The 25,332-nt window shown below is 72.2% G+C and carries 21 protein-coding genes; 4 read left to right on the top strand and 17 right to left on the bottom strand.

Annotated features, from left to right (window positions below; genetic code table 11):
* Positions 1-164: 164 nt before the first annotated feature.
* On the top strand, positions 165-3,185 hold the full coding sequence (locus AB0O29_RS01555) for a Tn3 family transposase (protein WP_365144313.1): 3,021 nt from the start codon (positions 165-167) through the stop codon (positions 3,183-3,185).
* Between the two features lie 504 nt (positions 3,186-3,689).
* Here AB0O29_RS01555 and AB0O29_RS01550 read toward each other — a convergent pair.
* Positions 3,690-4,301, bottom strand: coding sequence for a hypothetical protein (locus tag AB0O29_RS01550; RefSeq protein WP_365144311.1), 612 nt, complete (start codon positions 4,299-4,301; stop codon positions 3,690-3,692).
* A gap of 206 nt (positions 4,302-4,507) precedes the next feature.
* Between AB0O29_RS01550 and AB0O29_RS01545 the strand changes: the two genes are divergently transcribed.
* Positions 4,508-4,903, top strand: a complete 396-nt coding sequence (locus tag AB0O29_RS01545; protein WP_365144309.1) for a hypothetical protein — start codon at positions 4,508-4,510, stop codon at positions 4,901-4,903.
* A gap of 51 nt (positions 4,904-4,954) precedes the next feature.
* Here the strand turns inward: AB0O29_RS01545 and AB0O29_RS01540 are convergent, their stop codons facing one another.
* The 3 genes from AB0O29_RS01540 to AB0O29_RS01530 all read right to left on the bottom strand — a co-directional run bounded on the left by AB0O29_RS01540 (position 4,955) and on the right by AB0O29_RS01530 (position 7,375).
* A complete protein-coding gene (locus AB0O29_RS01540; RefSeq protein WP_365144306.1) occupies positions 4,955-5,128 on the bottom strand; it encodes a hypothetical protein in 174 nt (57 codons plus the stop codon).
* 23 nt (positions 5,129-5,151) lie between these two features.
* A complete protein-coding gene (locus tag AB0O29_RS01535; protein ID WP_365144303.1) occupies positions 5,152-5,559 on the bottom strand; it encodes a hypothetical protein in 408 nt (135 codons plus the stop codon).
* Positions 5,560-6,148: 589 nt separating this feature from the next.
* The gene (locus AB0O29_RS01530; protein WP_365144300.1) at positions 6,149-7,375 is read right to left on the bottom strand and encodes a nucleotide sugar dehydrogenase; all 1,227 of its coding nucleotides are present in this window, start codon (positions 7,373-7,375) and stop codon (positions 6,149-6,151) included.
* A gap of 67 nt (positions 7,376-7,442) precedes the next feature.
* Here AB0O29_RS01530 and AB0O29_RS01525 point away from each other — a divergent pair, with 67 nt between their 5' ends.
* Positions 7,443-8,216, top strand: coding sequence for a glycosyltransferase (locus AB0O29_RS01525; protein WP_365144297.1), 774 nt, complete (start codon positions 7,443-7,445; stop codon positions 8,214-8,216).
* A 406-nt stretch (positions 8,217-8,622) separates the two neighbouring features.
* Here AB0O29_RS01525 and AB0O29_RS01520 read toward each other — a convergent pair whose 3' ends face one another.
* The 13 genes from AB0O29_RS01520 to AB0O29_RS01460 are packed head-to-tail and all read right to left on the bottom strand — an operon-like array spanning position 8,623 to position 23,841.
* Entirely contained in the window at positions 8,623-9,396 is a 774-nt protein-coding gene (locus tag AB0O29_RS01520) for an SDR family oxidoreductase (protein ID WP_365144294.1), read from the bottom strand.
* 20 nt (positions 9,397-9,416) lie between these two features.
* The gene (locus AB0O29_RS01515; RefSeq protein ID WP_365144291.1) at positions 9,417-10,994 is read right to left on the bottom strand and encodes an APC family permease; all 1,578 of its coding nucleotides are present in this window, start codon (positions 10,992-10,994) and stop codon (positions 9,417-9,419) included.
* A gap of 37 nt (positions 10,995-11,031) precedes the next feature.
* Entirely contained in the window at positions 11,032-12,285 is a 1,254-nt protein-coding gene (locus tag AB0O29_RS01510; protein ID WP_365144288.1) for an MFS transporter, read from the bottom strand.
* On the bottom strand, positions 12,279-13,706 hold the full coding sequence (locus AB0O29_RS01505; RefSeq protein WP_365144285.1) for an amidase: 1,428 nt from the start codon (positions 13,704-13,706) through the stop codon (positions 12,279-12,281). The genes AB0O29_RS01510 and AB0O29_RS01505 overlap by 7 nt, the downstream gene beginning before the upstream one ends.
* Positions 13,703-14,950, bottom strand: a complete 1,248-nt coding sequence (locus tag AB0O29_RS01500) for an ATP-grasp domain-containing protein (protein WP_365144282.1) — start codon at positions 14,948-14,950, stop codon at positions 13,703-13,705. Before AB0O29_RS01500 ends, AB0O29_RS01505 begins: the two co-directional genes overlap by 4 nt.
* A gap of 29 nt (positions 14,951-14,979) precedes the next feature.
* Positions 14,980-16,224: a biotin carboxylase gene (locus AB0O29_RS01495; RefSeq protein WP_365144279.1), complete on the bottom strand. Its 1,245-nt coding sequence runs from the start codon at positions 16,222-16,224 to the stop codon at positions 14,980-14,982.
* On the bottom strand, positions 16,221-17,486 hold the full coding sequence (locus tag AB0O29_RS01490; protein ID WP_365144276.1) for a 3-deoxy-7-phosphoheptulonate synthase: 1,266 nt from the start codon (positions 17,484-17,486) through the stop codon (positions 16,221-16,223). Before AB0O29_RS01490 ends, AB0O29_RS01495 begins: the two co-directional genes overlap by 4 nt.
* A gap of 2 nt (positions 17,487-17,488) precedes the next feature.
* Positions 17,489-19,033, bottom strand: coding sequence for an aromatic amino acid ammonia-lyase (locus AB0O29_RS01485; protein WP_365144273.1), 1,545 nt, complete (start codon positions 19,031-19,033; stop codon positions 17,489-17,491).
* On the bottom strand, positions 19,030-20,073 hold the full coding sequence (locus AB0O29_RS01480) for a class I adenylate-forming enzyme family protein (protein ID WP_365144270.1): 1,044 nt from the start codon (positions 20,071-20,073) through the stop codon (positions 19,030-19,032). The genes AB0O29_RS01485 and AB0O29_RS01480 overlap by 4 nt, the downstream gene beginning before the upstream one ends.
* Complete coding sequence (locus AB0O29_RS01475; protein WP_365144267.1) at positions 20,070-20,369, bottom strand: phosphopantetheine-binding protein; 300 nt, start codon at positions 20,367-20,369, stop codon at positions 20,070-20,072. Before AB0O29_RS01475 ends, AB0O29_RS01480 begins: the two co-directional genes overlap by 4 nt.
* A complete protein-coding gene (locus AB0O29_RS01470; RefSeq protein WP_365144264.1) occupies positions 20,366-20,779 on the bottom strand; it encodes a hypothetical protein in 414 nt (137 codons plus the stop codon). The genes AB0O29_RS01475 and AB0O29_RS01470 overlap by 4 nt, the downstream gene beginning before the upstream one ends.
* A gap of 27 nt (positions 20,780-20,806) precedes the next feature.
* Entirely contained in the window at positions 20,807-22,531 is a 1,725-nt protein-coding gene (locus tag AB0O29_RS01465) for a prenyltransferase/squalene oxidase repeat-containing protein (RefSeq protein ID WP_365144261.1), read from the bottom strand.
* Positions 22,528-23,841 carry a phenylacetate--CoA ligase family protein gene (locus AB0O29_RS01460; protein ID WP_365144258.1) on the bottom strand — a complete coding sequence of 438 codons (1,314 nt, stop codon included), beginning with the start codon at positions 23,839-23,841 and terminating at the stop codon, positions 22,528-22,530. The genes AB0O29_RS01465 and AB0O29_RS01460 overlap by 4 nt, the downstream gene beginning before the upstream one ends.
* 188 nt (positions 23,842-24,029) lie before the next feature.
* Between AB0O29_RS01460 and AB0O29_RS01455 the strand changes: the two genes are divergently transcribed.
* Positions 24,030-25,241 (top strand): AMP-binding protein, encoded by a 1,212-nt coding sequence (locus AB0O29_RS01455; RefSeq protein WP_365144255.1) that lies wholly within the window; start codon positions 24,030-24,032, stop codon positions 25,239-25,241.
* The last annotated feature ends 91 nt before the right edge of the window (positions 25,242-25,332 follow it).

Raw genomic sequence — 25,332 nt, 5'->3', positions numbered from 1 at the left:
CAGCGCGGCGCATCGAAAGAGCGGCTGCGCGGGTGACGCAGACCAACCGTGCGAAAGCGCGCGCTAAGGCCTCCGGCGGGTACACAAGGGCGGTCCGTCATTTGCCGTGGGGCGGTCCAGAGCCCGAGGCTTCCCCCGTCAAATCCGATCTTCGGAAGGTGGGCATGACCGACAATTGGTTCCTGAGCGATGAGGATGTTGCCCTGTACGGGGCCGTCCCCAAAGGCCTCACCCAGCAAGAACTCCAGCAGTACTTCGTCCTGGACGAGGACGACCTCCAGACGATCGCGAAGTTGCGGGGACCGGAGAACCGGCTGGGGTACGCCGTCTTACAGGCGGGCCTGCGCTTCTCGGGACGGTTCTCCGATCCTCAGCGCACCCCAGCGGACGTCGTGAAGTTCCTGGCTCATCAGCTGGACGTCGACCCGGCGGTGCTAGGCCGCTACGGGGCACGGGACGCCACAGCCCGTGCCCACAAGAACCAGATCAAGAACGCGGGCCGGTGGCAGGAGTTCGACGGGGACAGCTGTCGCGATTGGCTCGCGGCCCATATGTGGATCACCGGCGCAGGCCCCAGGAATCTGTTCTACGCCGGCGTGCAGGAGCTGCGCGGCCGCCGCATGCTGCTTCCGGGGCTCAGCACCTTGGCACGCCTGGTGATGACGGTTCGGGCCGAGGACTGGGACAGGGTGTGCCGGCTCCTGCTCGCCGCTCCGACCCCGAAGCAGATCGAAGTCCTCCAGGATCTGCTGCGCGTGCCGGAGGGAGCGAACCTGTCGGAGCTGGGTCGAATCCGGCGCAGGCCACGGAAGAGCAACTCCGAAGGTGTCGAGGAGGCTCTGCGACGGGCTGCCACAGTCCGGAGCTGGGGGTTCCACGGCCTCGATATCGGGGTGCCTCCACGTCGTGTCGCTCAGGTCGCCCGCTCCGGTGGGGAAGCCCGGGTCTCCAGGACCGCACGTCTTGCCAGTACAGACAAGACGGCCACGACGGTGGCCACCGTGGTGAGCCTGAGCACGAGCTCGATCGATGACGCCCTCAACGTCTTTCACGACCACATGGATTCCGACATCGTGCGGAAGGCCAAGCGCGCAGCTGAGAAAGCCCTGCGCGATGCTCTGCCGGAGCTGGTTGCCGCACTGGGCACCCTGGATCAGGTGACAGAGGTGTGGACGGCTGGAAGGGATGAACTCGTCGATGCAGCATCCGGCGAGGTCAAGGATGGTAAGCGGACCGCCCTGGAGCACTACACACGGATGGAGCAACTCGCCCCGCCGCCAGACGACATCGACACGGCGCGGGCCACCGCTCGCAGACACCATCCGGGGACAGGCTCCGATCCTGACGAGGCCTGGCGGGCCGAGCTGGTGAAGGGATACAAGCACGTCGCGGACTTCCTCCCCCTGCTTCCCGTCGCCATCGACTTCCGCGCGACGCCGGACGGAGCACCGGTGCTCGCCGCGCTGAAGGCACTGCCCGCTCTGATGATCCGTGCGCAGGTCGGCCGGGACGAGATCGACCTCACCTTGGTCAGAGGGTCCTGGCGGAAGCTGGTACTGGCAGCCCCGGGCAACGGGCCGGAGACAATCCACACCGAGGCGTACGCCATGTGCATCCTGACCCAGTTCCACGAGCAGCTGAACTCCCGCGACATCTACGCCCTGTACTCCTCCAACTGGGGCAATCCTGATGCCCAGCTCATGTCCGACCGGGCCTGGGAGAGGGAGAAGCCCGCGCTCCTGACCAACCTCCACCTGGCTGAAGACCCCCAGGAGCTCCTTGCGGAGAAGAGCTCCGATCTGGACAGGTCGTTCCGAAGGGTGGCACAGGGCTTTCCCGACAACGCCCACGTCTCCTACGACCGCCGTGGCAAACTCCGGATCTCGAACTCCCACAGCGACCCCCAGCACGATCCGGCCCCCCTGCAAGCAGCGGTCATCAGGTCCCTGCCCCGCGTCGACCTCCCCGAGGTCCTGCTGACCGTCCTGCAGTGGGCCGGCGCCGACCGCATCTGCACCACGCCGGCCGGAGCATGTCCACGCGCCAAGGACTTCAACACCACCTTCGCTGCGCTCCTGGTCGCCTACGGCTGCAACGTCGGGTACGACCTGGTGACAGGCCACAGCCCTGCCCTGCGCCGCAGCAGGCTCAAGGAGGTGGAACGGGACTACCTCACCCCCAAGAACATCGAGGTGCTCTCGAAGCGGATGATCGAGCTCCAGGCGGACATCCCCCTGGCGCGCCTCATGGGCGGGGGCGAAGTCGCGGCCGTGGACGGCATGCGGTTCTACGTTCCCCCCAGGTCGCCGTTCGGCCACCGCGGTGAGCCACGGCGCACCGCAACGTGGTTCACCGTGGTCACGGACCAGGCAGCAGGACGCGCCGGCATGGTCGTCTCGGGCAGCCCAGCCACCTCTCTGTACGTGCTCGACGTACTGGGCGAGCGCACCACCGACGGTCCCACCACAATCGTGGCCGACGCCCGGCAACACGGCGATATCGTCTTCGGACTGCTCACCCTGGCCGGATACCACTACGCCCCCCGGTACGACGACATCCCGGAGAAGGGCCTGTGGCACACGCAGCCGGCTGGGGGATACGGGCCCTTGCAGAAGGCCGTCAAAGGGCGCATCGACATGGCCCTCATCGAACGCCACTGGCCCCGCGTCCTGAGGGTCATCGGCTCCATCCACCACGGCACCGTCCGCGCCCACGACATCATCCGCATGCTCACCCAGGGCGCCAACGACAGCCTCGGCCAGGCCATCGCTCACTACGGCCGCATCGCCAAGAGCCAGCACATCCTGCGCCTGATCGAAGACACCGACTACCGGAACACCATCCAGTCCATGGCGACCCTCCAGCACGACCGGCAGAAACTCGCACGCAAGATCCATCACGGCCGTGACGGACACAACGAGCGCTACCACCCCGGCATGGAAACGGAAGTGGGTGCGCTAGGCCTGGTCCTGAACGCCGTCGTCCTCCACACCACGTGTCTGACGGACCAGACACTGAACGATCTGCGCGCCAGCGGCCACCCCGTCCACAACGAAGCCGCTGCCCAACTCTCACCCTTCACCCACGACCACATCAACCTCCGCGGCCGCTACACCTTCGAATTCAAGGAGGTCACCAACGGACCCCGGTTCGCTCCGGACTCCGGCTCCGCCCAGACCGACTGAGCCACCCTCCGCAGGCTCAGCCGACCACGCCGGCTGAGGCACTCGGAGCCGAGGCCGACTCAACAGCCCTGCTTGCCCTCCCCCCGCGGGGGTGGACCAGCAGGGCTGTTCCGCATGCCCCCTCACACGAAGCCGGCATTCGTCGCCGGTCAACCTCACCACCTTCGCCGTCACCCAGGCCAAGGAACAATGCCTCAGGTCTCTCCGCACGCACGCCTCTGACCTGCACAGAAGGCCCTTACCGCGCGCTTTCGCATAGTTGGTCTGCGTTCGGCCCCTCACACTCCAACACAGGACACGAGAGTTCGAGACATGCGGCGCCGGAACCCGCAAGACGTTCTCGGTGACCTTCGACAGCATGAACAGCGCCGAGGTCACCCTCCGCCTTCGCTGAGCACCCGGTCGCCGTAGGCCCGGGGGGCCGGGGGGCCGGGGGGCCGGGGGGCCGGGGGGCCGGGGGGCCGGGAACGGCCTTGATGGCCGCCGTGCTTTGAGCGGCTGCCATCAGGGCCGGTAGGGGCTCCAGCGTCCCAGGCGGGCGAGTTCGCGGCGGGCGGCCGACTCGGTCAGGCCGAGGGCGGTCGCGGCCTGGGCCGGGGTGGTGGTGTGCTGGGCGGAGCGGGCGAGCCAGGAGCCCGTCGCGTGGGCGGCGGCCTCCATCTGGCGGACGGCGCGGAGGGCGGCGAGGGGTGAGTCGTCGCCGAGTTTGCCGATCTCGGCCTGGAGCTGCTCCAGCAGGTGGGTCACCGATTCGGGGACGGGGATGGTGGCGGCTTCGACGGCGGTCGTGTGGCCGTCCCAGTCGTCGTAGCAGGCGTCCGCCTCGTCGGCGGCGGCATCCTCCAGGTCCTGCTCGCCGATCGCGTTCCAGTCCAGCGCATGTTCGGGGCCGGTCCATCCGCACGAGCAGGTTCCACGGAGTACGGCCGCGCGCGGGATGCGCCCGCGGCGGCCGTCGTAGACGGACCAGTGGGACGTCTTGTGGACGTTGGGACCCGAACCGGTGTCGAAGAACGCGGGTGCGGGGACGGTGCCGTCGGGCAGGAGGACGCCGATCCAGCCCTCGTGGGAGGTCCCGAACTCCTCCGTCGTCCACGTCTCCCTCTCGTCGGCCATGACGCCCCTTCAGCACCCAGCAGGGCCCGCCCGGCTGCGGGCCCGTCTGCCACGACCTTGACGCACCGGCGTCCCGGGGTCAGGCGAATGGGGGAAATCCGTCCCGAAAGGCTGACCACGAAGGAAGGGCCTGGGGCAGGTGGGTCGTGTTCTCTCACTATTTCGAGGACGATTCGCCGTCCGCACTGGCTGCTACCTTCGGCCGGATGAAAGCGCTGGTGTACGACAACAGCTTCCGTGAGCGCGCCCGGCGTCAGCAGGTGTGGGGGTTCTGTCTGTTGGCCGCCTCCGTCGGCGTCTGGATCTGGATCGCCGCGCAGTTGCTGCTGCCCTACTCCGTGACCGGACGTGAGGGCGCGGATTGCCAGTCCCGGGTGTTCTACACGGAGGAGAACGAACGGGGCCGCCCGTATGAGGGCTACGCCGACGCCGCGGGCGCCCGGTGTGCCACCGAACGCGACTGGGCCGAGCTCCTCGCCCTGCTGCTGCTCTCCCTCCCCACGGCCGTGGTGGGCACGGTCCTCTACACCTCAGGCAGTACCGGGCACCGACTCAGCGAACACGCGGCAGAAGTCAACCGGCTGAAGGAGTTCTCCGCTTAGAGGCCGCAGGCATATCCGGCCTCCGACGGGCCCAGAGGAGCGACTGCGAACCTAGGCGCACGCGGGTTCGGGGGGCGCGTAGATCATCACGCCGCCAACCGTGGGCACACACCGCGTGCCCACGGGCAGCTCCTCCACGACGGCGAGGCCGTCGACCAGCCCGTCGAACACGATGCGCTGGAGGTGGTCCCGGCCGTAGAGGCCTCGGTGTCCTAGCTCAGACACCAGCCGCAAGGTAGCGGGGTGATCTAGGCGTCGGGCCCCCAAAGCTGCGCCCGGACCGTCGCGAGGAACACCCTGCGGGCCTCGGCGTACTCGGCGCGCACCATCCGGTATGCGTGCAGGTACTCAACCAGCTGGGCATCGGCGTGGTTGGCGCCTCGTATGTCGTCGTCCGAGACGGCGGCCCGCAGGAACCGCTGATACGCGGCGCTCACGCCCTGGTCGGCCAGGCGGAGAACATGCCCAAACACCGTCCTGGCCAGCGTCCCGACCGCGGGGCCGCCGGCCAGGCGGACTTCGACCAGTGACTCGCGGACGTTCCCGGCGCGCTCTCGGAGGGGCTGGGGAAGCTCCGAGGTCTCGTCGGTCTCGGTTCCTTCCCAGCGGCCGGGCTCCAGGACCGCAGGGTCGGTCGAGTAGACGTCGCATGCCACCAGCAGGGCACGGCAGCCAGGTGATGCGGGCTCCGGCGGGACCATCCGCGCGGTGCGGGGAGCAGGCCCGCTGGCTCACCCGGAACCCGGTCACCGTGGGACCATCCCCGCAGGTGCGGGGAGCAGATCGTGAGCCGTAAAAGCCCCTACCGTCGGCACGGGGTCATCCCCGCGGGTGCGGGGAGCAGCGTCGAGTTCACGCGTCCGAATGGCAGGCCGCGGGGGTCATCCCCGCGGGTGCGGGGAGCAGACTAGCTGACCTGCCACTTTATGCGGGGAGGCTGGCGTTCTGAAGCACTTTCATCGATTCGCACATTTCGGGCATGGTCTTGGAAGTCGGGCTCAGACTGCTCTTCGCGGCCTCTCCTCCCGTCCGGTTGAACGGAAGGCAAGGTAGGCACGTGTCACCTCCTTCCATCCCCTTGGCTGCGGCATCAGCTGTCATGGTGACCGTTCGTGCTGCGCGTCTCGCTCCCGTGCAGCTTCGGCGGAGCGCGAAACGTCCTTGGTGGTCGGGAAGTTCGCCCTGGCTTGCAGGGCTGTCCGAAGCCGTCCTCCGTGGAGCCGTCCCGCTCGCACTTGGCCTGACTCAGCGCGGTCCATGCCCGGGGGCCAGGGGCGACCCGCCGTCTGATGGCGCCGGCTGCTGCACTCGCGCATCGCCCAGCATGGGCCTGGAGCAGAAAACCCTGCTGCCGGCCTGCTGCGGGGAGGTGCTGCTCGGTGGTGCCTCCTGGCCGCCCCGGCTTTTGCCTGCGGTCCAAAGCCGGGGCGGAGGCCCAGGGCCAGTTACCAGGCCGGTCTGACAACGACAGGGTGATGAGAACGAGTTTGCGCCGCCTTCGACGTGCCGAGCATGCGTTGGGTCAACCCTCCCCCAGCCCTCGTGGCTGGCGGTACAAGCCATGGCTGGACTGTCCCGTGCCGTACAGAACCGCGTCAACATGGCCGTATCTTGATCCGAGAGCGTTCCGAACCTGAAGGGGAGACCGAGGTCCTCCCGGATCTTCCAGGAGAGGAACAGCGGGTCGATGGGGAGGCAGTGTCCGCCGACTCCCGGCCCCGGGGTGAAGCGGGTGAAGCCGAAGGGCTTGGTCGCGGCGGCGTCGATCGCCTCCCAGATGTTCACGCCGAGGCGGTCGGTCAGCGTCGCGAGTTCGTTGATCATGGAGATGTTGACGAGCCGGAAGGTGTTCTCGATCAGTTTGGCCAGCTCGGCGACCTTGTGCCCGGACACCGGCACCGTGGTCTGGAAGATGCCGTCGTAGAAGGACTTGATCACACGGAGTGATGTGTCGTCGATGCCGGCCACCAGTTTCGGCGTCGTCTCGAACGACCAGCGCGGGTTGCCCGGGGCGATGCGCTCGGGGCTGAAGCCGACATGGAAGTCCGTTCCGCCCGTGAGGCCCGACACCTCCTCCAGGATCGGCAGCAGCACCTCCTCGGTCGTGCCGGGATAGGTCGTGGACTCCAGGATGACCGTCGCGCCGCGCCGAAGGTGCTTGCCCAGGGTCCGGGCGCAGGACTGGATGTGGCTCAGGTCGGGTACGCCGTCGCGCAGCGGGGTGGGTACGGTGATCACCTCGATGTCGAAGCCGGCGAGCGCGTCCTGGTCGGCGGTCGCGACGTAGGATCCGCTGTCCAGGGCCTCGCGCAGCCGCGAGGAGGGCACGTCCTGGACGTACGACTCGCCCGCGGCCAGTCGCCGGATGCGGTCCGTGTCCACGTCGTAGCCGACGACGCGGTGACCGGCCTCGGCGGCGCGCACGGCCAGGGGGAGGCCTACGTAGCCCTGACCGGCGACAACGATCTGCATGGCGGCTCCTGCTCGGTTGCGGTGCTTGAATGGGGTTGTTGGTTCCGGTCTGGCGAGGAGAAGTGCTGTGCCCCTGGTGTCTGTCGTGATGCCCGTCTACAACTCGGCGGCGACCCTCGGTGCGGCCGTCCGGTCGGTGCTCACCCAGACCCACGGCGACCTGGAACTGCTGGTCACCGACGACCAGTCCTCCGACGGCTCCATGGACCTCCTGGAGGAGTTCGCCCGGCAGGACGAGCGCGTCCGGCCGGAACGGGCGCCCGAGCAGGGCGGGGCCGGCCGGGCCCGAAACCGCGCGATCGAACGCGCCCGCGGGGACTACGTCGCCTTCCTCGACAGCGACGACATGTGGCTGCCGCAGAAGACCGCCAAACAGCTCGCCTTCGCCGCCGAGGCCACCGCGCCGCTGACGTTCACCTCGTACTTCAAGATGGACGCCGACTACGCCGGCGAGAGCACCGACTGGGTTCCCAACGGGCGCGTGGTCCGCGCGCGCGAGCACGTGGACTACCGCGCGATGCTCGTCCGCGACCACATCGGCGCTCTCACCGCCATGTACGACCGCAACGTGCTGGGCACGAGGCTGATGCCGGAGATGCGCAAGCGCCAGGACTACGCCCTGTGGCTGTCGATCATGCGGGACGGCGCCGACGCCCGGGGCCTGGCCGAGCCGCTCGCGGTGTACAGGGCCCACCAGGCGGGGTCACTGTCCTCCAACAAGATGTCGCTCGTGCAGTACAACTGGGCGCTGTACCGCGAGCACGAACATCTTTCGGTCCCGCGAGCGACGCGGGCGCTGGCCGGTGCCGTGTGGCAGTCGGTACGCAACTCCCGCATCTAGCCCCGGTCACGCGGCCGGATCGGCGCCGGGCCGCGCGCGCAGGAACAGCTGGAGCAGCAGCGGCCGAGACGCTGGTCGCGGTGCGGCTGGGCCGTCAGGAGGTGCTATCCCGGACCGGCAAGGGTATGGATTGTGATCATGGCTGTCATGGAGTGACCCTTCACAGCAGACATCCGGCACTGAGCGGTCCCCGTTCGGGCACAGACCGACGGCCTCGGCCTTGAAGTCGGCTGTGAACTGCCGCCTCGACGGCGGCTTCCTCTTCGTAACAGCGCCGGCCACCCCGCCTTCCGAGCAGCTCCGGCTGGTCCTTCCCCACACCTACGCCACACCAGCCGCCGAGGATGGCCGGCCTGGTGCGGCGGGCGGCCGGTTGGAGGGTGGCCGCCGTGGTGGGAGAGCCTGGTCAGCGGCCGCGTTCGGCGCCGCCGTTCACCTGGATGATCTGGGCGGTCACCTGGGAGGCCGCCGGGGAGGCCAGCCAGTGGACGGTGTCGGCGATGTCTTCGGGGACCCCGGCCCGGCCGGTGTGGGTCTGGCCGACGAGGAGGTCGTGGCGGTCGGTGGGGAGGCCGGAGGTCCCGAAGAACCCCGTCTGTTCGATGTAGCCGGGAGCCACGGCGTTCACCGTGACGCCGCGCGGGCCGAGGGACGCGGCGAGGTCGTACACGTACGGGTGCAGGGCCGCCTTCGCTCCGGCGTACGACCCGGCCCCCGAGCCCCGGTAGGCGGCGATGGAGCTGATCATCACGATCCGGCCGCCGGGTGAGGCGATCACGGGCTGGAGGGCTTCCGTCAGGAGGACGGCGCTGAGGACGTTCGAGCGGAAGTTCTCGGTCCAGTGCCAGGCCGCTCCGGCCGTGCCCTCCGCGGCCCCGTCGGAGGCCCCGATCAGGACGTTGCCGCCGGCGGAGTTGACCAGGACGTCGACCGGCCCGCCGAGCGCGAGCACCTCGTCGCGGACCCGGTCCGCCTCCTCGGGGAGGGCGAGGTCCGCGGCCAGGGCCAGCACCCGGCCGCCCGTGCCCTCGTGGCGTTCGGTCAGCTCGGCCGCGGTCCGCTTCAGGACGTCCTCGCGGCGCCCGACGGCGATCACCCGCGCGCCCTCGGCGGCGAAGGCCGCACAGACGGCGCGGCCGATGCCGGTGCCTCCGCCGCTCACTACCACGGTCCTGGTCATGGAATGCCTCCCAGAGGGTTTCATCGCGTACGACGGACGCCGCTGCGGACGCCCCATCGGTGGAACAGGAGCCCGGCCGCGCCCACGGCCACGGAGTCCCACGGCGCGGGGAGCACACCGGTGCCCCCGGTGGATCCGACGGCGGCCGCGGCGAAGAGCACCGCCAGGTAGGCCACGAACCAGAGCCCGGACCGCAGTTCCGCCGTCAGCCGGTGCCGGTCCCGACGGTACCTGACGGCGAAGACGGCCACCGGGATGAGCAACAGCGGGAGCGCGACCCGCAGATGGGCCCATCCGGCCCAGTGGATCAGCTCGGTCGAGACGACGAAGCTCACGGGTGCCACCCACCGCATGCCCCGCATGCGCCACGAGGCGGGATCCCGGTCGGCCGCCCGGAACGCGCTCACGGCGACCGAGCAGGCGGAGTAGGTGAGCAGGGAGAGCACGCCGACCACGCCGATGATCTCCTGCCAGCCCCGGAAGGGCGCGAGGAAGACGGTGGCGAGGACGAAGTTGGCGACGAGGGTGCGGCGGGGGACGCCGGAGGCCGGGTGGACGGTGGTGAAGAAGGCGGGCAGGACGCCGTTGCGGGCGGCGGCGTACGTCTCGCGGCTGCCGGAGGCCACGAAGATGGCCGCGGCCCCGGTGGGTGACAGGACCGCGTCCGCGTAGATCAGTGTGGCGAGCCAGCCGAGGTTGAGCGCGATCGCGACCTGGCCGAAGGGCGAGTCGAAGTTCAGCCCGTGCCAGCCGCCGGCCAGTTGTCCGACGGGAACGGTGCCGAGGAAGACCAGTTGCAGCACGGTGTACAGCACGATCGCGAGCACGATGGCCGTGATCACGGCGCGGGGCAGGTCCCGGCGGGGGTCGCGGGCCTCCGCCGACAGTTCGATGGGCGCCGCGAATCCGTTGAAGGTGTAGATGATGCCGGCGCCGGCCACCGCGGCCAGGGCGGCCGACCACCCGTAGGGGGCGAGGCCGCCGCCGGCGTCGACGGTGGCGGAGTCGAAGCCCGAGGCCGTCAGCGCGGCGATGGTCAGCAGCGGCACGCCGAACTTGAACACCGTCAGCGCCGTGGTGATCCGGGCGAACAGCCGGACCCCGAACCAGTTCAGGAGGGCGAGCAGGGCCAGCAGTGCCACGGCCGCCGCGGTGCCCCGGGGCGTGAGGCGGCCGTCCCGGAACAGGCCCGGGACGTAGTGGCCGGCGTACTGGGCGATGGCCGAGGCCTCGGCGGCCAGCGCACTGGCCACGGAGAGGAGCACGGCCCACCCGATGGTGGTGCCCACCAGGGGCCCGCTGGCCTCCAGGGGCCAGCGGACCATGCCGCCGGCCCGGGGGCGGGTCGCGCCGAGCTGGACGAGGACGAGGCCCACCAGCATCATCGCGGCCCCGGCGACCGGCCAGGACAGCAGCGCGGCGGGACCGGCGAGTTGGGCCGCGTAGTAGGCGCTGAAGAGCCAGCCGGACCCGATCATGCCGCCGAAGGCGATGGCGGTCAGGCTCCACCGGCCGAGTTCGCGGCGCAGGCCCTCCTCGGGGGCGGCCCTCGACCGGGTTTCCTTCGGGAGTACGGGAGTCAGCGGAGGTGCGGACATGTGTGGGTTCTCCGGTTGAGAGGTCGGGCCCGGGCGGTCAGCGGGTGCCGTCGGCCGCGGGGGCCGGTTCGGCGGCGCCCGGGGCGGCGGCGGGCGCGGGTGTCCGGCGCAGGAGCAGGCCGAGGAAGAGGACTCCGAGGGCGACCGCTCCGACGGCGAAGGGCAGTGCGGGGTCGAGCTGGTACAGGCTCGTCGCGGCCAGCGGGCCGAGGACCAGGGTGACCGCGTTGGCGGAGGCGCTGAGACCGGCCGCCCGGCCCTGCTCGCCGGGGCCGACGCTCAGGCTCAGCGCCGAGTTGTAGCCGGGGATGGCGAAGCTGTGCCCGAACCCCGACAGGGTGACGGCGGCCAGGAAGAACGGCAGCGAGTCGGCCAGGCAGATCGCCGCGAAGGCGACGGTGGTCAGGGGCACGCCCACGAGGAGGAGCCGCTGCGGACGCCAGGCCAACTTGGGGATCAGCACACCCTGGACGAGGAGCATGGGCAGGCCGCCGGCCAGGAGCACCATGCCCGACAGTTCCACCGTTCTGGCGGCGTCCAGGTCCAGACGGTCCATCAGCAGGAACCCGATGCTGGTCTGGAGCAGGCTGGTGGACAGGTAGATCCCGGCACCCACCAGCAGGAGGGACCGGATGCGGGGGTCCGCGGGGCTCAGCCGCCCGGCGACGCCCCCGCGGCCGGACCGCACCTGCTCGGCGGGCAGCCGGGCCCACACCAGCAGGCCGACCAGCCCGATCAGCGCCGGCGCTGTGTACAGGGCGGGCAGCAGGCCCAGGTCTCCGAGGAGGCCCCCCAGTCCGGGGCCCAGGACGAGGGCCAGGCCCACGGCGGCGCCGACGCGGGAGATGCCCTTGACCCGTTCCTCGTCCCCGACGGAGGTGTCGGCGACGTAGGCCTGCGCCGCGACGGGAAGCGCCGCCAGGGAGCCGCCGAACAGGATCCCGCGGGCGAGCAGCAGCAGGACGAAGACGGGGACGGTGCCCAGGACGCCCCGCAGGCCCAGGTGCGCGGAGACGGCGAAGGCCAGCAGTCCCAGTGAGGCGCCGAACAGGGCCATCACCATGAGGGGCTTGCGGCCCCACACGTCGGCGCGCCGCCCCCACACGGGACTGACGAGCGCCACCACGGCGGCGGACGCGCTCATCACCATGCCGTACTGGAACTCGTTGATGGACAGCTCCCGGGCGAGCGGGGGCAGCACTGGGGTGAGGATCTGCTGTCCGGCGTATCCGCCGAAGACGGCGAGGTGGAGCAGGTCGAGCCCGCCCGCTGTCTGACGGGTGGTCACCACGGTCGGTCCTCCTTGTCCGCACGGGCCGGCAGGCCGCCGGGGTCGCGGGGGCGCAGGTCGAGCCCGCCGAGGGCCTCGCCGACGTCCCGGGCCGCCGCGATGAGCAGCTCCTCCTGCCCGGAGCCGCCCACCAGCTGCACGGCGACCGGCGCGCCGCCCTCCGGGTGGACGCCCACGGGGAAGGTGATCGCGGGCAGGCCGGCGAAGCTGGCGACGGGGGTGAACCCGATCTCCCGCTCGTAGCGGGGGTCGCCGGGGGCGGGGATGGTGGAGTCCGCGGCGGCCGCCGTGCCGCGCGGACGCGGCAGCGCGGGATCCAGCGGCAGCAGCCAGGCGTCCACCCCGCGCCCGGCGAACAGGGCGGCGGTGCCGGCGCGCAGCCGGGCCATGCGGTCGCGGACGGCGGTGTACTCCTCGTCGCCGACCCCGGCCCCGACCCGCAGCGCGGCGAGGGTCGAGTCGAGGAGGTCGTCCCCGATGCGGCCGCCCCACCGCCGGTACCCGTTCCAGGCGTCCCGCGCGCACAACTGCCAGGCGTCGCCCCGGCAGTCCCACAGCTCCCCGAGGTCGGCCTCGACCACCTCGTGTCCGGCGGAGCGCAGCAGGGACGCCGTGTGCCCGAGTGCCTCGGTGATCTCCGGGTCGAGGACGCCCTCCGCGAACAGCTCCCGGGGGATCGCCACGCGCAGCCGCAGGCCCGCCGGCACCGGGCCGCCGAGCCCCATGTGGTGCCAGGCGAAGGCCAGGTCCGCGGCGGTACGGGTGACCCATCCGGGGGCGTCCATGGCGGGCGACAGGGGGAAGATCCCGGGCAGGTTGCGCGGATGGTGGGTGGCGCGCAGGCCCACCGCACCGCAGCGGCCGGCGGGCCAGCGCACCGACCCCAGGACATCGGTGCCCAGGGAGACGTCGCACACGTTCCCCGCCACGGCCACGGCCGATCCGGTGCTGGAGCCGGCCGGATCGATGTGCGGGAAGAAGGGGTTCACGCACCCCGAGCCCACGGCGATGTTGAGTTCGGTGGTGACCACCTTGGCCACCACCTCGGCGCCGGTGACGCCCTGCAGCACGGCGGCCGTGGTGCGGGGGTGGTGGCGGTAGTGGCGCAGTCCGAGGCGGGTGGCGAAGCCCCGGACGTCCACGGTGTCCTTGACGCCGAGCCGCAGGGCCGCGCCCGCGGGCTCCCGCAGTTCGGCGCAGGCACGGTACCGGCCGTCGGCGGTGGCCGCCCAGTCGGCGGCCGTGGTACGGAACTCCTCGGCGCCGAGCTGTCCGGTCGTCAGGAGCCGGTGGCGTTCGGCCAGGGGGAGGGCCAGGAGTTCGGGCAGGGCGGTCCCGGGCGCCTCCGGCTCCAGGAAGGCCCGTACGGGGTCCGGCGCGGCGGCGTCCGGAGCGGTGGCGGTGGCGGTTCGGCTGCTCATGACAGTTCGTAGAGCCCTTCGCCGTCGAGGAAGCGCAGGGTTCCGTAGTCGCGCAGGACGACCTCGGCCACTTCGTGGCGCAAGTTGACGATCATGGGATAGGTCAGGTCGTCGACGGTCGGGCGGATCTCGCCTCCGGGCGCGACCAGGGCGCGGATCTCGTGGAGGCTCTCCAGCCCCTCGATCACGTCCAGGTGGCGGAAGCCCTTCAGGGTGCCGGCCTTGGGGGAGATCATCGCGACGGAGGCGAAGTGCCGCCGGACGACGTAGTCGTCCGCGCGGCGCTCGTGGAAGCGCTCGGGGGCGACGTAGGCGTCCACCGTCCAGTCGATCTGGGAGGAGCCGGTGCCCAGGCCGGCGTAGTGGGGGATGTCACCGCCCGCGATGCGGGCGCCGGCCTCCACCAGCCGGGGGCCGTCCGGAGTGAGCTTGATCTCCAGATGTCCGGGACCGTGCCGGATGCCGAGGGCGTCGAGCACGTCCTCGGCGTAGCGCCCGAGCACCTCGCCCTCCGGCGAGCGGCGGGTCAGCAGGTGTACCGAATCGCACAGGTCGAGGATCCCGTTGGCGGTGATCCGGGTCGTCTTCCAGATGTCGGTGACGTGGTGGTGCCCGTCCCGGCTCACGGTGTTGACCACGTACTCGCCGCCCACCAGGTACTCCTGGGCGACGACTCCCTCGTTGTCGACGGAGAAGAAGTTCTGCGCCCGGGCCAGGGCGCGGTAGGCGGCCACCGACTGGTCGGGGGTGTCGCAGAAGTGGATGCCGTCCCCGCCGGTCGAGCGGATGGGCTTGACCACGACGCGCCGGCCCAGCGCGGTGTGCCACGCCCGCAGTTGCTCCTCGTCCGAGACGAGGATCTGCTCGGAGCCGGGGACTCCGGCCCGCTTGATGGTCTCCACCATCGTGTACTTGTCCCGGCGGGCCGGGCTGAGGGCGGTGCCGTTGGTCGGCAGGGACAGCGCCTCGCTGAGGACGTCGGCGAACTCGACGCCGAACTCCCCGCCGGGCACGACCGCCACGGGCGCGTACGCCGAGACGGCGCGTACGGTCTCGGCGAGGTCGCCCTGGTGGACGATGTTGGCGCTGTAGTCGTCCAGGCTGAAGGTGGAGCGGTACACCATTGGGATCTCGGGCGTGCTCTGCACGCGGACGCAGGCGTATCCGGCCTTGAGGAACTCCGGTGCGAGGCGCCGGGTGGGGTGGTAGGCGTCGACGATGACGACGTGGCCCTTGACGGACATGGGGATGCCTTCCCTGGGGGTGTGTGGGTTCAGTGCACGGAGCTGAGTTCGCCGACGGCCTCGGCGCTCACCCGGAACGCGGCGGCCGTCGCGGTGAGGGCCCGCTCGACGGCGGTGCCGTCGGCCGCCCGGAACCGGAACCGGCCGCCGACGTGTTCGTAGTAGGCGTCGGCCGCGGGCAGGACCTCACCCGACTCCAGCAGCGCCTCCGCGTAGGGACCCGGCTCCCGGCCGACCATCGGGGTGACGCGGGTGATGCGGCACGGGCGGGCCGCGGGGGCCGGGACGAGCAGCCAGCCGCCGACCGGTCCGGCGCCGGTGGGGCGGGGGGCCGGCTCGGCGGGCAGCCCGAGCTGGATGCGGAAGGCGGCCTCCATGAGGTCGTAACCGTGCAGCTCGCGCCAGACGAAGGGGATCTCGGCGCCGCCGACCCGCGCGCCGACCTCCAGGAACCGGCAGGTGCCGGTCGCCTCGTCGAAGAAGACCTCGAGGTGGAAGGGGGTGGGGCGGTCGGTGAGCGCGGTCATGGCGGCCAGGGTGTGCTCGCCGATCGGCCCGAGGACCGCCGGGTCGTCGACCTCGACGGAGCCCAGGAAGGTTCCCTCACGGAAGCCCAGGCAGGTGTTGACGTAGCGGGAGGCCCGCCAGCACACCAGCCGGGAGCCGTCGAAGACCCCGTCCACGTGGTGGATCCGGTGCGGGAGGTACTCCTGGACGAGCATCGGCTCCGCCCAGTCGACCCCGATCAGGTCCTCGGGGCCCGAGACGAGGCGGACCCCGGCGCTCGAACTGCCGATGCGGGGCTTCAGCACCACCGGCAGGCCGTGTCCGGCGGCGAACTCCATGACCCCGGCGGCGTCGGACACGGCCGCGGTCGCGGGCGCGGGCACGCCGGCGGCCCGTATCCGCTCGGCCATCACGTACTTGTCACGGAAGCGCAGCAGGTCCTCCGGGCGGTCCCCGGGGCAGTCCCACTCCACCCGCAGGGCGGCGGCGGTGAGGAGGTCGTCCTCCTTGAGGGCGATGATCCTCTCCGGACGCCCGTGGCGGGAGGCCAGCAGGGCCAGAGCCGCGCGGACCTCCTCGAGGTCGTCGGTGCGGCCGACCGTCACGACGTCGGCGGCCGAGGCGGGCACCGCCGGCAGGGCCACCTCGGTGGCGACGTAGGTGACCGTGTTCCGCACGTGGTCCAGATAGCGGCCGTATTCGGCGTAGCGCTCCTTCCACCGGGTGATGACCACGATGTGGGGGCGGTCGGTGTGCGAGGGGGTCACAGGACGTCCTTTCGTTCGAGCAGTCCGGCCGTCACCGTGATCAGGCGGTCGGCCTGCCCGGGGCCGAGGCGGGGGTCGCAGGCGGTCAGGTACCGGGGCAGCGCGCCGGCGGTAAGGTCGGCGGGGCGGTCGACGCACTCGGTCACGTCGTCGGGCGTCATCTCCAGGTGGAGGCCGCCGGGGTGGGCCCCGTGGGCGCGCAGCACGGCGAAGAAGTCGCGCACCTCGCGCTCGACGTCCGCCAGCACCCTGGTCTTGCGGCCCGAGCCGTGCCGGACGGTGTTCCCGTGCATCGGGTCGCACAGCCAGACCACGCGTCCGCTGAACGCGGCGGCGGCGTCCACCAGCGGCGGCAGCAGCCGGGCGGTGTCGGCGGCGCCGAGGCGCGTGATGAGCGACAGGCGTCCGGCGGGTCGTCCGTCCGCGAGGCGTTCGCACAGTTCGCGGACGTCCTGCGGGGTGGCGCCGGGGCCGAGTTTGACGCCGACGGGGTTGTTCACGGTCTCCGCGAAGCGGACGTGCCATCCGTCCGGGCGGCGGGTCCGCTCGCCGATCCAGAGCATGTGCGCCGAGGAGCCGTACCTGCCGCCCGTGTGCGGGTCGGTCCGGTCGGGCCGGACCAGGGGCTCCTCGTAGTCCACGAGCAGGGCCTCGTGGCTCGTGTACACGGGGGACGGGGCGCGGTCGGCGGGGCCGTGCGCCGGGTGTCCCTCGACGAGTCGTCCTTCCACGAGGTGTCCTTCGACGAGGTGTCCCCCGACCAGGAGGGTGTCCAGGCACGCGGCGGCGTGGTCGTACGCGGAGCGCAGCCGCAGGGGGTCCGGCCGGCGCGCGGCGGGGGCCGCCTCGGGGCGGTTGACCGCGTCACCCCGGTACACGGGGAGCACGACGCCGTCGTCCGAGGTCTCGACGTCCTGGGACCTGGGCTTGGCGTACTGCCCGGCGAACCGGCCCACCCTGACGACGGGCAGGCCGGCCCGGGTCTCCAGCCGGTCGGCCAGGGCGGCGAGATGGGCCGCCTTGGCGCTGATCCGGTCGGGAGCGGAGTCGGCGAAGGGCTCGGCGCAGTCGCCGCCCTGGAGTACGAAGGCGCTGCCGCGGGCCGCGCGGGCCAGGTCGTGGAGCAGCCGTCGGCAGGCGGCGGCGTCGGTCAGCGGTGGGAGTCGGGCCAGGTCCTGGCGGACCCCGCGGAGGACGTCGTCGGACTCCCAGGGCGGCTGCTGGGCGGCCCGCTGGCGTACGCGGTCTGTCGCTGTCGTCATGGTCATCGTTCCCGGGGGGTGGTGAAGTGCCGCTCGACCCGCCGGGCGGTGTCGGCGACCTCGTCGGCGAGGGGGCGGTCGCGGTCCAGGGGGATCCAGTCGGCGGCGAGTTCGGCCCAGATGCCCGCCGGGGGTGTCACGTCGCCCAGGTGGGCGTACTGGGTGAGGGCCATGTAGAGGGAGGCGACGATCCACCACGCGCGGTCCAGGGCGCCGGATACCGCGTTGGCGCCGTTGAGGGCCAGGGGGACGTGGTCCTGGTTTCCCAGGTTGGTGGGGACCGGGGTGAAGGAGGCCGGGTAGCCGTGCTGGCGGATCGCCCCGAGGTGGGAGCCGGCGGCGATCTGCACCCCGGCCAGGCCGCTCTGGCGGCCGGGGGCCGGCGTCAGCATGGGCGGCAGGCCGCCGTTGTGCTGGGGGTCGAGCACCAGGTGGAGCTGGCGCTCGGCCAGGTAGGCGAGCTGGTGCAGGCACAGCATGTGCTGTTCGCCGGCCAGCGCGACGGGGGCGGCGTGGAAGTTCCCGCCGTGCAGGACGTCGCCGTCCACGAAGACGGGGTTGTCGGTGGTGCCTTCGCCTTCGGTCGCCAGCACCGCCCCCTGGAACGAGAGCTGGTCGAGGACGGCGCCCACCACCTGGGGCGCGCACCGCAGGGAGTAGGGCTCCTGCAGTCGGCGGGCCGCGCCCGTGTCGTGGACCACCGCGTCGCGGGCCTCGCGGATCACCGCCGCGGCGCGGCGCTGGCCCGGGTGGCGGCGGACGGCGGAGAGCCGGTCGTCGTAGGGCTCCGGGCTGCTGCCGAGGAGACCCGCCAGGTGTCCGGAGCCGACGGCGACGGCGCGGGTCAGAGCGTCGAGGCGGGCGTGGTTGTGCAGCGCGCGGGCGAGCGAGGCGCTGGTGCCGTTGGCGAAGGCCAGGGCCGAACGGGCGTCCCAGCGGACGGCGGGCAGACCCAGGTCGCGCAGGGCCCGCTCCGCCGGTACCTGCTCCCAGTCGCCGCCGGCCGTCCTCTGCCAGGCGGCACCCCTGCCTGCCGCGGCCTGGGCGGCATGGGCCAGGGGCACCAGGTCGCCGCTGGCGCTGAGGCTGCCGTCCTGCGGTACCACCGGGGTGAAGCCGGCGTTCCACTGCGCGGCCAGGGCCTCCCAGACCTCGACGGCGACGGCCGAGTGTCCCAGGAGCATGCCGCGCAGACGCAGCAGGACCATGGTGCGGGTGACCTCGGGCGGGAGGGCCGGGCCCTGGCCGGCGGTGAGGTGGTCCAGGAGCCCGGTCCCCTGCACGTGCGGGTCCTGGTCGGCTTCGTAGTCCACGAGGGGGCCGAAGCCCCGAGTGAGGCCGTACACGGGGCGGCGCGCGGCGAGTGCGGTCAGGGAGGCACGGCTCGTCTCCATGCGGCGGCGGTCCTCGGGGCCGAGGGAGAGCGTGGTCCCCCACCGCGCCGTGCGCAGGAGGTCGGCGACGGCGGTGGGGCGGGAGCCGAACGGCGGGGACGGCGTGAGCGGTGGAGATGGGGATGGGGATGGGGATGGGGCCAGGGTCGTCATGACACGTCCGTCGTCGTGGTCCGGAAGGCGGGCAGCCGGTGCGGCAGCGGCTTTCCGGTGTCGGAGTGGGGGATGCGGCCGACCGCGTGCACGGCGGCGGGCAGGGGGCAGCCGGGCAGGAGGGTGGCGATGGCGGTGCGGACCGAGCGGGCGTCGACATGCTCGCCGCCACCGGTGTGGAACAGCTCGTACCGCTCGCCGCGCAGGGGGTCGCTCGTGGCCGTGCACACGATCTCCACGCCGGGGAAGGCGGAGCCGATCGCGGCCTCGACGGCCCCGAGGTCGCAGCGGATCCCGTTGACCTTGATCATCCGGGAGGCCCGTCCGCGCCAGCGGAACGACCGCCGCCCGGCGGGAGTCACCACGTCGCCCGTGGACCACGAGGCGACCGGACGGTCGGCGCCGTCGGGCCGGGCGAGCCGGGGACCGCGCACGGTGAGGAGCCCGTCTTCCCCGATGGGCGCGTCGACGTCGTCCAGGAGTCGCCAGGGCCGCTCCGGCTCGTCGGCAGCCGCTATGGGGCGGACGGCGATCGCACCGGTCTCGGTGGAGCCGAACACCTCGACGGCGTCGAACGCGGTGCCCCGGCGGTCGCGGACCAGCTCGCGCGCGGTGGTCGTGACCGGTCCGGTCCCGTGCAGGGCGACGGCGCCGGAACGGCCGGTGGTGGCCGGGAGCAGCGAGCGCAGCATCAGCCAACTGGACGGCAGGCACACGAACAGGGTCCGGGGTCCGCGGTGGAGGGACGGCACGGAGGCGGGGTCGCGCCAGGCGTGGACGGCGGGCACACCGAGGAGTTCGGGCAGCACGACCCCGAAGAGCCGCCCGAAGAGGTGGCGGGGCGGGGCGAAGCAGACGACCCGTTCCACGGTCCCCAGCCCGGCGGCGGCCACCAGCAGTGCCTCGTCGTGGAGTTGCCGGGGCGTGCGCCACCACCGCACCGGGCGTCCGGAGTGGCCGGAGGTCTCGAAGGGGATCTCGGCGGCCCCGGCGGCGCTGGGAAGGGGGCCGGAGGGACGTAAGGCCGGCGCGGTCGTCACGAGACGGCGTCCAGGGCGGTCCGGTCCTCCAGGAGGTCGCGGACGAAGGCGGCGATCCGCCCCACGGTGGCGAATCCGTACCGGACGTCGTGGGCGACGAAGTCGACTTCGACGCCGAAGGCGGTCTCGACGGCGGTGACGCATTCGAGGGCGGTGAGGCTGTCGTAGCGGTCCCCGAGGACTTCGGTGAGCTCGGCGTCGTCGCGGACGGAGTCCAGGGCGTCGCCGAGGAGCGGGGTGAGGGCGGCCCGGACCTGCGGGGTCAGTTCGTCGATGGTGGGTACGGTCGCGGTCATGGCTGGTTCCTTCGCGGGGTGTCGGCGGGCCGCAGACGGCCCTGGTCGGCCAGGTAGACGTGGGAGGGATCGGTCGGGCGGAACTCGATGTAGAGGAACGGCGTCCGCTCCGTGAGGCCGAGGGCGGCGGCGATCTCCCCGGCCAGCTCCGACCGGAACGCCTCGTCACGGTCGGCGCCCACGCACACGGTCACGCGGGCGTGCCGGAGCCCTTCGCCGGCGTCCGCGGGCGACAGGGCCGCGACGGGCACGCCACCGCTGAAGAGGGTGTTCGGTTCGCTGGGGGTGAAGTGCACGACGACGTGACCGGGGGCCACGCCGCGGGCGGCGAGGAATCGGGTGAGCCGGACGGACACGGCGCGTCGGGCCGGTACGGTCATGGCGGGCGACAGGATTTCGATGGTGGGCATGGATGCCTTCGGTGGGCCGGCGCGGGCTCAGGACAGGACCAGGGGCGGCAGGCTGCCGGTGGGGCCTTGAGCGGCCCGGTGGTGGAGCAGGGTGCCCAGGCAGTCGGCCAGGGGGCCTCCGCCCGTCGGTGCCATGGGGGTCCAGGCCGTGCCGGCGGAGGTTCGTACGCGGTCGACGAACCGCCGCAGGTGACCGGGGTCGACCGGGATGCCGAACAGGTCGGCGGTGGCAACGGCCTCATGGGTGGACAGCAGGTCGGGGATCCGCTTGCCGCTGTCGGCCCAGCCGCCGCCGGTCACCCGGTGCTCGTCCAGGACGCGGCGCACCGCCGGTTCGTCACGGTCGCCGAGTGCGTGCCGGATCCGCAGGATCCGCAGCCGCGCACGGGAGCCTTCCGGCGTGGTCCGCGTGGTGTAGGCCGCCAGCGCGCCGGCGTCCAGGACGGCGGGCACCTCGGCGCCCAGCAGCGCGACGACGGCCACGGCGGCGGCCGTCGACAGCGGGTCGGAGCCCCGTCCCTCCCAGAAACCGAAGCCCCCGTCGGGGTTCTGCAGCGAGCGCAGCCAGTCCAGTACGCCGGCCCGCTGGGCGGCGTGGCGCACCGGGTCGGCGAAGGCGCCCGCGGTCAGGCCCCACAGGGTGCAGCGGATCTCGCTGCCCCGGCCCGGCATGTACATCAGCCCCGCCTCGTTGGGCAGCAGACAGCCCTCCAGCCAGGCGCGGTGGGCCGGGGCGGCGGGGCCCGAGGGGTCCGCGAGGACGGCCGCGGCCGTGGTCAGGGTGTCGGCGGCGCGGGCGGGCTCGCGATAGGTGTAGCCGCCTTCGGGGCAGGCGAGTTCCGCGATGCGGCGGACCACGGCGTCGGCGCTCGCGGTGAGGTCCGCGCCGACTCCGGCGAGGGCGCCGACGGCACAGAAGGAGGCCCACACGTCCTCGATCCCGTACCCCTCCCAGCGGACGAAGGCGCCGCCGGGGCCGCGCAGGCCCAGGATCCAGGGTGCGATGTCCTGGCGGGGCATCGCGTCGAGGAGGCGGAGGGCGGCGACCGCCCGGTAGGTGGCCCACATGCACGGGGTCCGGGCGGCGGCGGAGAACGTGAAGCCGCCGCCGGGGGTCTGGCGGTCCTGGATCCACGTGAGGAGTCGGGGGACGTCCCAGGGCGGGCTCACGGGTTCCCGGGCGTTCATTGCCGCCCAGGCGGCGATCCCGTAGTGGCAGGCGCGGATGTCGGCGTCGCCGTGGCCGGGGCTCCACGTCAGTCCCCCGTCCTCGGTCTGGAGGGCGCGCAGCCAGGCCAGCAGCCGGGCCGGGTCGGGCACCGCGGATACGGCCGGGCCGAGAGCGGTGCGGGTGGAGAAGTGGGTGGCCCAGACCTCGGCGCCCTGGCCGGGGGTCATGGCGTAGGCGTCGCCGGTCCAGGTGGTGCGGAGCCAGTCGGCGGTGGCGTCGGGGGCGGGAACGGGCCGGCCGAGGTCGGTGAGGGCCTGGGTGCAGTAGAAGGTGGCCCAGGCGTCCGAGGGCATGCCGACGGACCAGGCGTAGCCGCCGTCCGCGTTGCGGCGGCCGGCCAGGTAGCGGGCCGTGGCCTCGGGGTGGGTGGCGTCGTCGGTGCGGCCGAGCCAGGCGAGGGTGCGGACCGCGGCGTAGGTGCACCACAGGTCGGGTTCGCCGAGGACCGCGCCGCCGGCGGGGCCGGCCGGGGCGGTGGTGGGGGCGGTGGTGGGGGCGGTGTCGCCGGTGGCGAGGGTCATCGCACGCTCTCCACGACACGGATGTTGGTGCGCTTCCAGCTCTTGCGGGATCCGCCGCTCTTGGTGGTGGAGGGCAGCGAGTTGAGGAAGGCGATCGCGTCCCATTCCAGTCCGAGCCGCTCCGGGCCGGCCCGCCGGACCGCGTCCAGGGCGAGGGCCTCCTCGGTGCGGTCGGATCCGTGCGGGCGCTCCAGCAGGAGCCGCGCCCCGGAACCGGCCTCGTCGGTCTCGATCAGGTATCCGGTGGCCGGGGTGAGGCCGTAGACGATCTCCTCCACGGCGTGGACCGAGAGATCGGTCCCCCGGACGCGCAGCGCGTCGGTGGAGCGGCCGCGGACGACGACGGTGCTGGTGGGGACCGGGCAGTCGCACCGGGTGCTGCTGATCTCCACCTCGTCGCCGGTGTCGAGGCGCAGCAGCGGCCGGGCGTGGAGGTTGAGGGGGGTGACGACCAGCCGGCCGGTGCCGTCGGCGGGCAGCGGCGTGGTGCGGGTGCCGTCGGTGAGTTCGAAGTGGTTCGCGTTGGTGAGCAGGTGGAGGTTGCCCCGCGCGCAGGTGGCGGCGAGCGTGCCGGTCTCGGTGCTGCCGTAGCTGACGTCGTGGGCGGTGGCGTCCCACCAGGTGCCGAGGCGGGTCCGCAGGGCGGGGGTGCTGACCTCGCCGAGCAGCATCAGCTTGGTCACGGACCCGGACAGGTCGGCCAGGGTGCCGCGCTGCGCCAGCAGGCGCGTGAGCTGGATCAGCACGCCGGGGGCGGCGAACACGGCGGTGGGGCGCAGGGTCGTCCACAGTCCGGCCAGCCGGTCCCAGTCGGAGATGCCGGTGGCGAACGGGTAGGCCCGGGCGTGCGGCAGGCCGAGGTACTCGCAGACGGAGACCACCAGGTCGGCGACCGGAACGATGTCGGAGGGCAGCAGGATCGCGACCCGGTCACCGGTGGTGAGGACGGAGCGCCAGGCCTCGGCGACGGACACCGTGTTCCACACCATGTCCTCCAGCCGGCGGGGGGTCGGCGTGACGCGTCCCGACGTGCCGGTGGTCTCGTAGTACTTGGCCGCCTCGGACAGTTCCCCGACGGCGAACGACCACGGATCCTGCTTCAGCCGGTCCTTCGTGGTGACGGGCAGCCGCTCGAACCGCTCCCAGGAGAACTCCCCGATGTCCCGGAACGCCTGGGACTTGGCGGCTCGTGCCCATGCCTCGGACAGCTTGCGGGTGAGGAACTCCGGGTCCGTGCGCTGCCGGGCCGACCTGGTCTCCTCCTGCGCCTGCCGCAGCAGTCGCAGTCCCGCCTCGTCTCGGATCAACATGATCTTCTCCCCCAACTTGCCGTGGCACGTCAGAACTTCACATATGCGTGTCTGAGCGAGATTCATTCACAGGGCGCGGCGGCGAGTCCAATAACTGTCTCGAATCAGAAGACCGATAAGCGCAGCTTCTCAGCCGATTGGTAAATCCACTTGGACTCTTCCCGGAACGGACGGGTGTACTGGCCGGCATGACGACCTCCCCTGCTCCGCTCTCTGTTCCGGTTCTGCTGGAGCGCATGGCGGACATTCCGACGCTCAGCAGCCGTTACGACGAGGCGCGGGCCCTCGCGCAACCGGAATTGCGAGACCTGCCGATCCTGACGAAGGACGATTTCCGCAGCGCGCTGCCCGATGTCCTGCGCCGTGCCCGCAGCCGTCCGCACGGTTCGATCGTGCTGGGCAGCGGGGGCACCACGTCCACCCCGAAGCTGAGCTTCATCTCCAGCAGCCAGCTCGTCGAGGCCATCGCGGCCGAGTGGAGCCCGCTCGATCACCAGGACGTCCTGGTGAACTACGACACCCCGGGCAGGCTCTGCTCGTCGCACAACTTCTTCAACGCGGTGGCGCACGAGGCGGGCGCGGTGACGGTCCCGCTCGGCGCCGTGGACGAGGCCCAGCTCTCCGAGTGGCTGGACTTCGTGGACCTGCTGGAGCCGACCGCCCTGAACGCGACGCAGAGCCAGATCGCCAACCTCCTGGAGTTCTACGAGCGCACGGACCGCAAGCCCCCGACCTTCAGGAAGCTCCTGTGGACCGGTGAGCCGTTCGGAGCCCGCGCTCTGGAGACCACCCGGCGGATCCTGCCGGACGCGGAACTGCACGGGGTCTACGGGTCCACCGAGACCTGGGTGATCGGGCACAACGGGCCCGGGTGCGACATGGACACCTTCCATCTGATGCCCTACCAGCACATCGAGCTGGAGGACGGGGCCGTCCTCGTCACCAACCTGCACCCGGAGTGCGTCAACCCCGTGGTCCGCTACCGGATCGGCGACCTCGGCGAGTTCACCCGCTGCGCCTGCGGCCGGCCGGACCCGGCGCTGCGGGTCCTGGGCCGGGACGACCCCCAGATGAAGTTCCTGAGCATCCTCCTGACCCCGCAGGAGGTCGCCGAGGCGGCCCGTGTGCACGAGGCCGTCCGCGACGTGCAGATCGCGCTCTTCGGCCACGGCTCCCCCGCCGAGCGGATGGAGCTGCGGGTCAAGGCAGCCGAGGGCTGGGACCCCGAGGAGGTCGAACGGGAGGTGCGGCACACGGTGCTGACCCGGGTCTACCGGCTCGGGTACGAGGTGGAGACGGAGGCTCCGAACGCGTTCGCCGTACGGGTGGTCGAACGCTTCACCGTCAACGAGCGGTCCAACAAGACCCCGCTGCTCGTCAAGGACGGTCCGCCGGCCTGAGCGGGCGACGCCCCGCCCGGCCGCCGAAGGCGGCCGGGGACCCGCGCAACACCCTTTCCGGAAACCGGGGCCGGCTCGTCCGTGCCCGAAA

Source organism: Streptomyces sp. NPDC089915, from assembly GCF_040684675.1.
GTDB lineage: Bacteria > Actinomycetota > Actinomycetes > Streptomycetales > Streptomycetaceae > Streptomyces.
The sequence above is the reverse complement of the archived record's forward strand: the minus strand, read 5'-3'. Positions and strand labels throughout refer to the sequence as shown.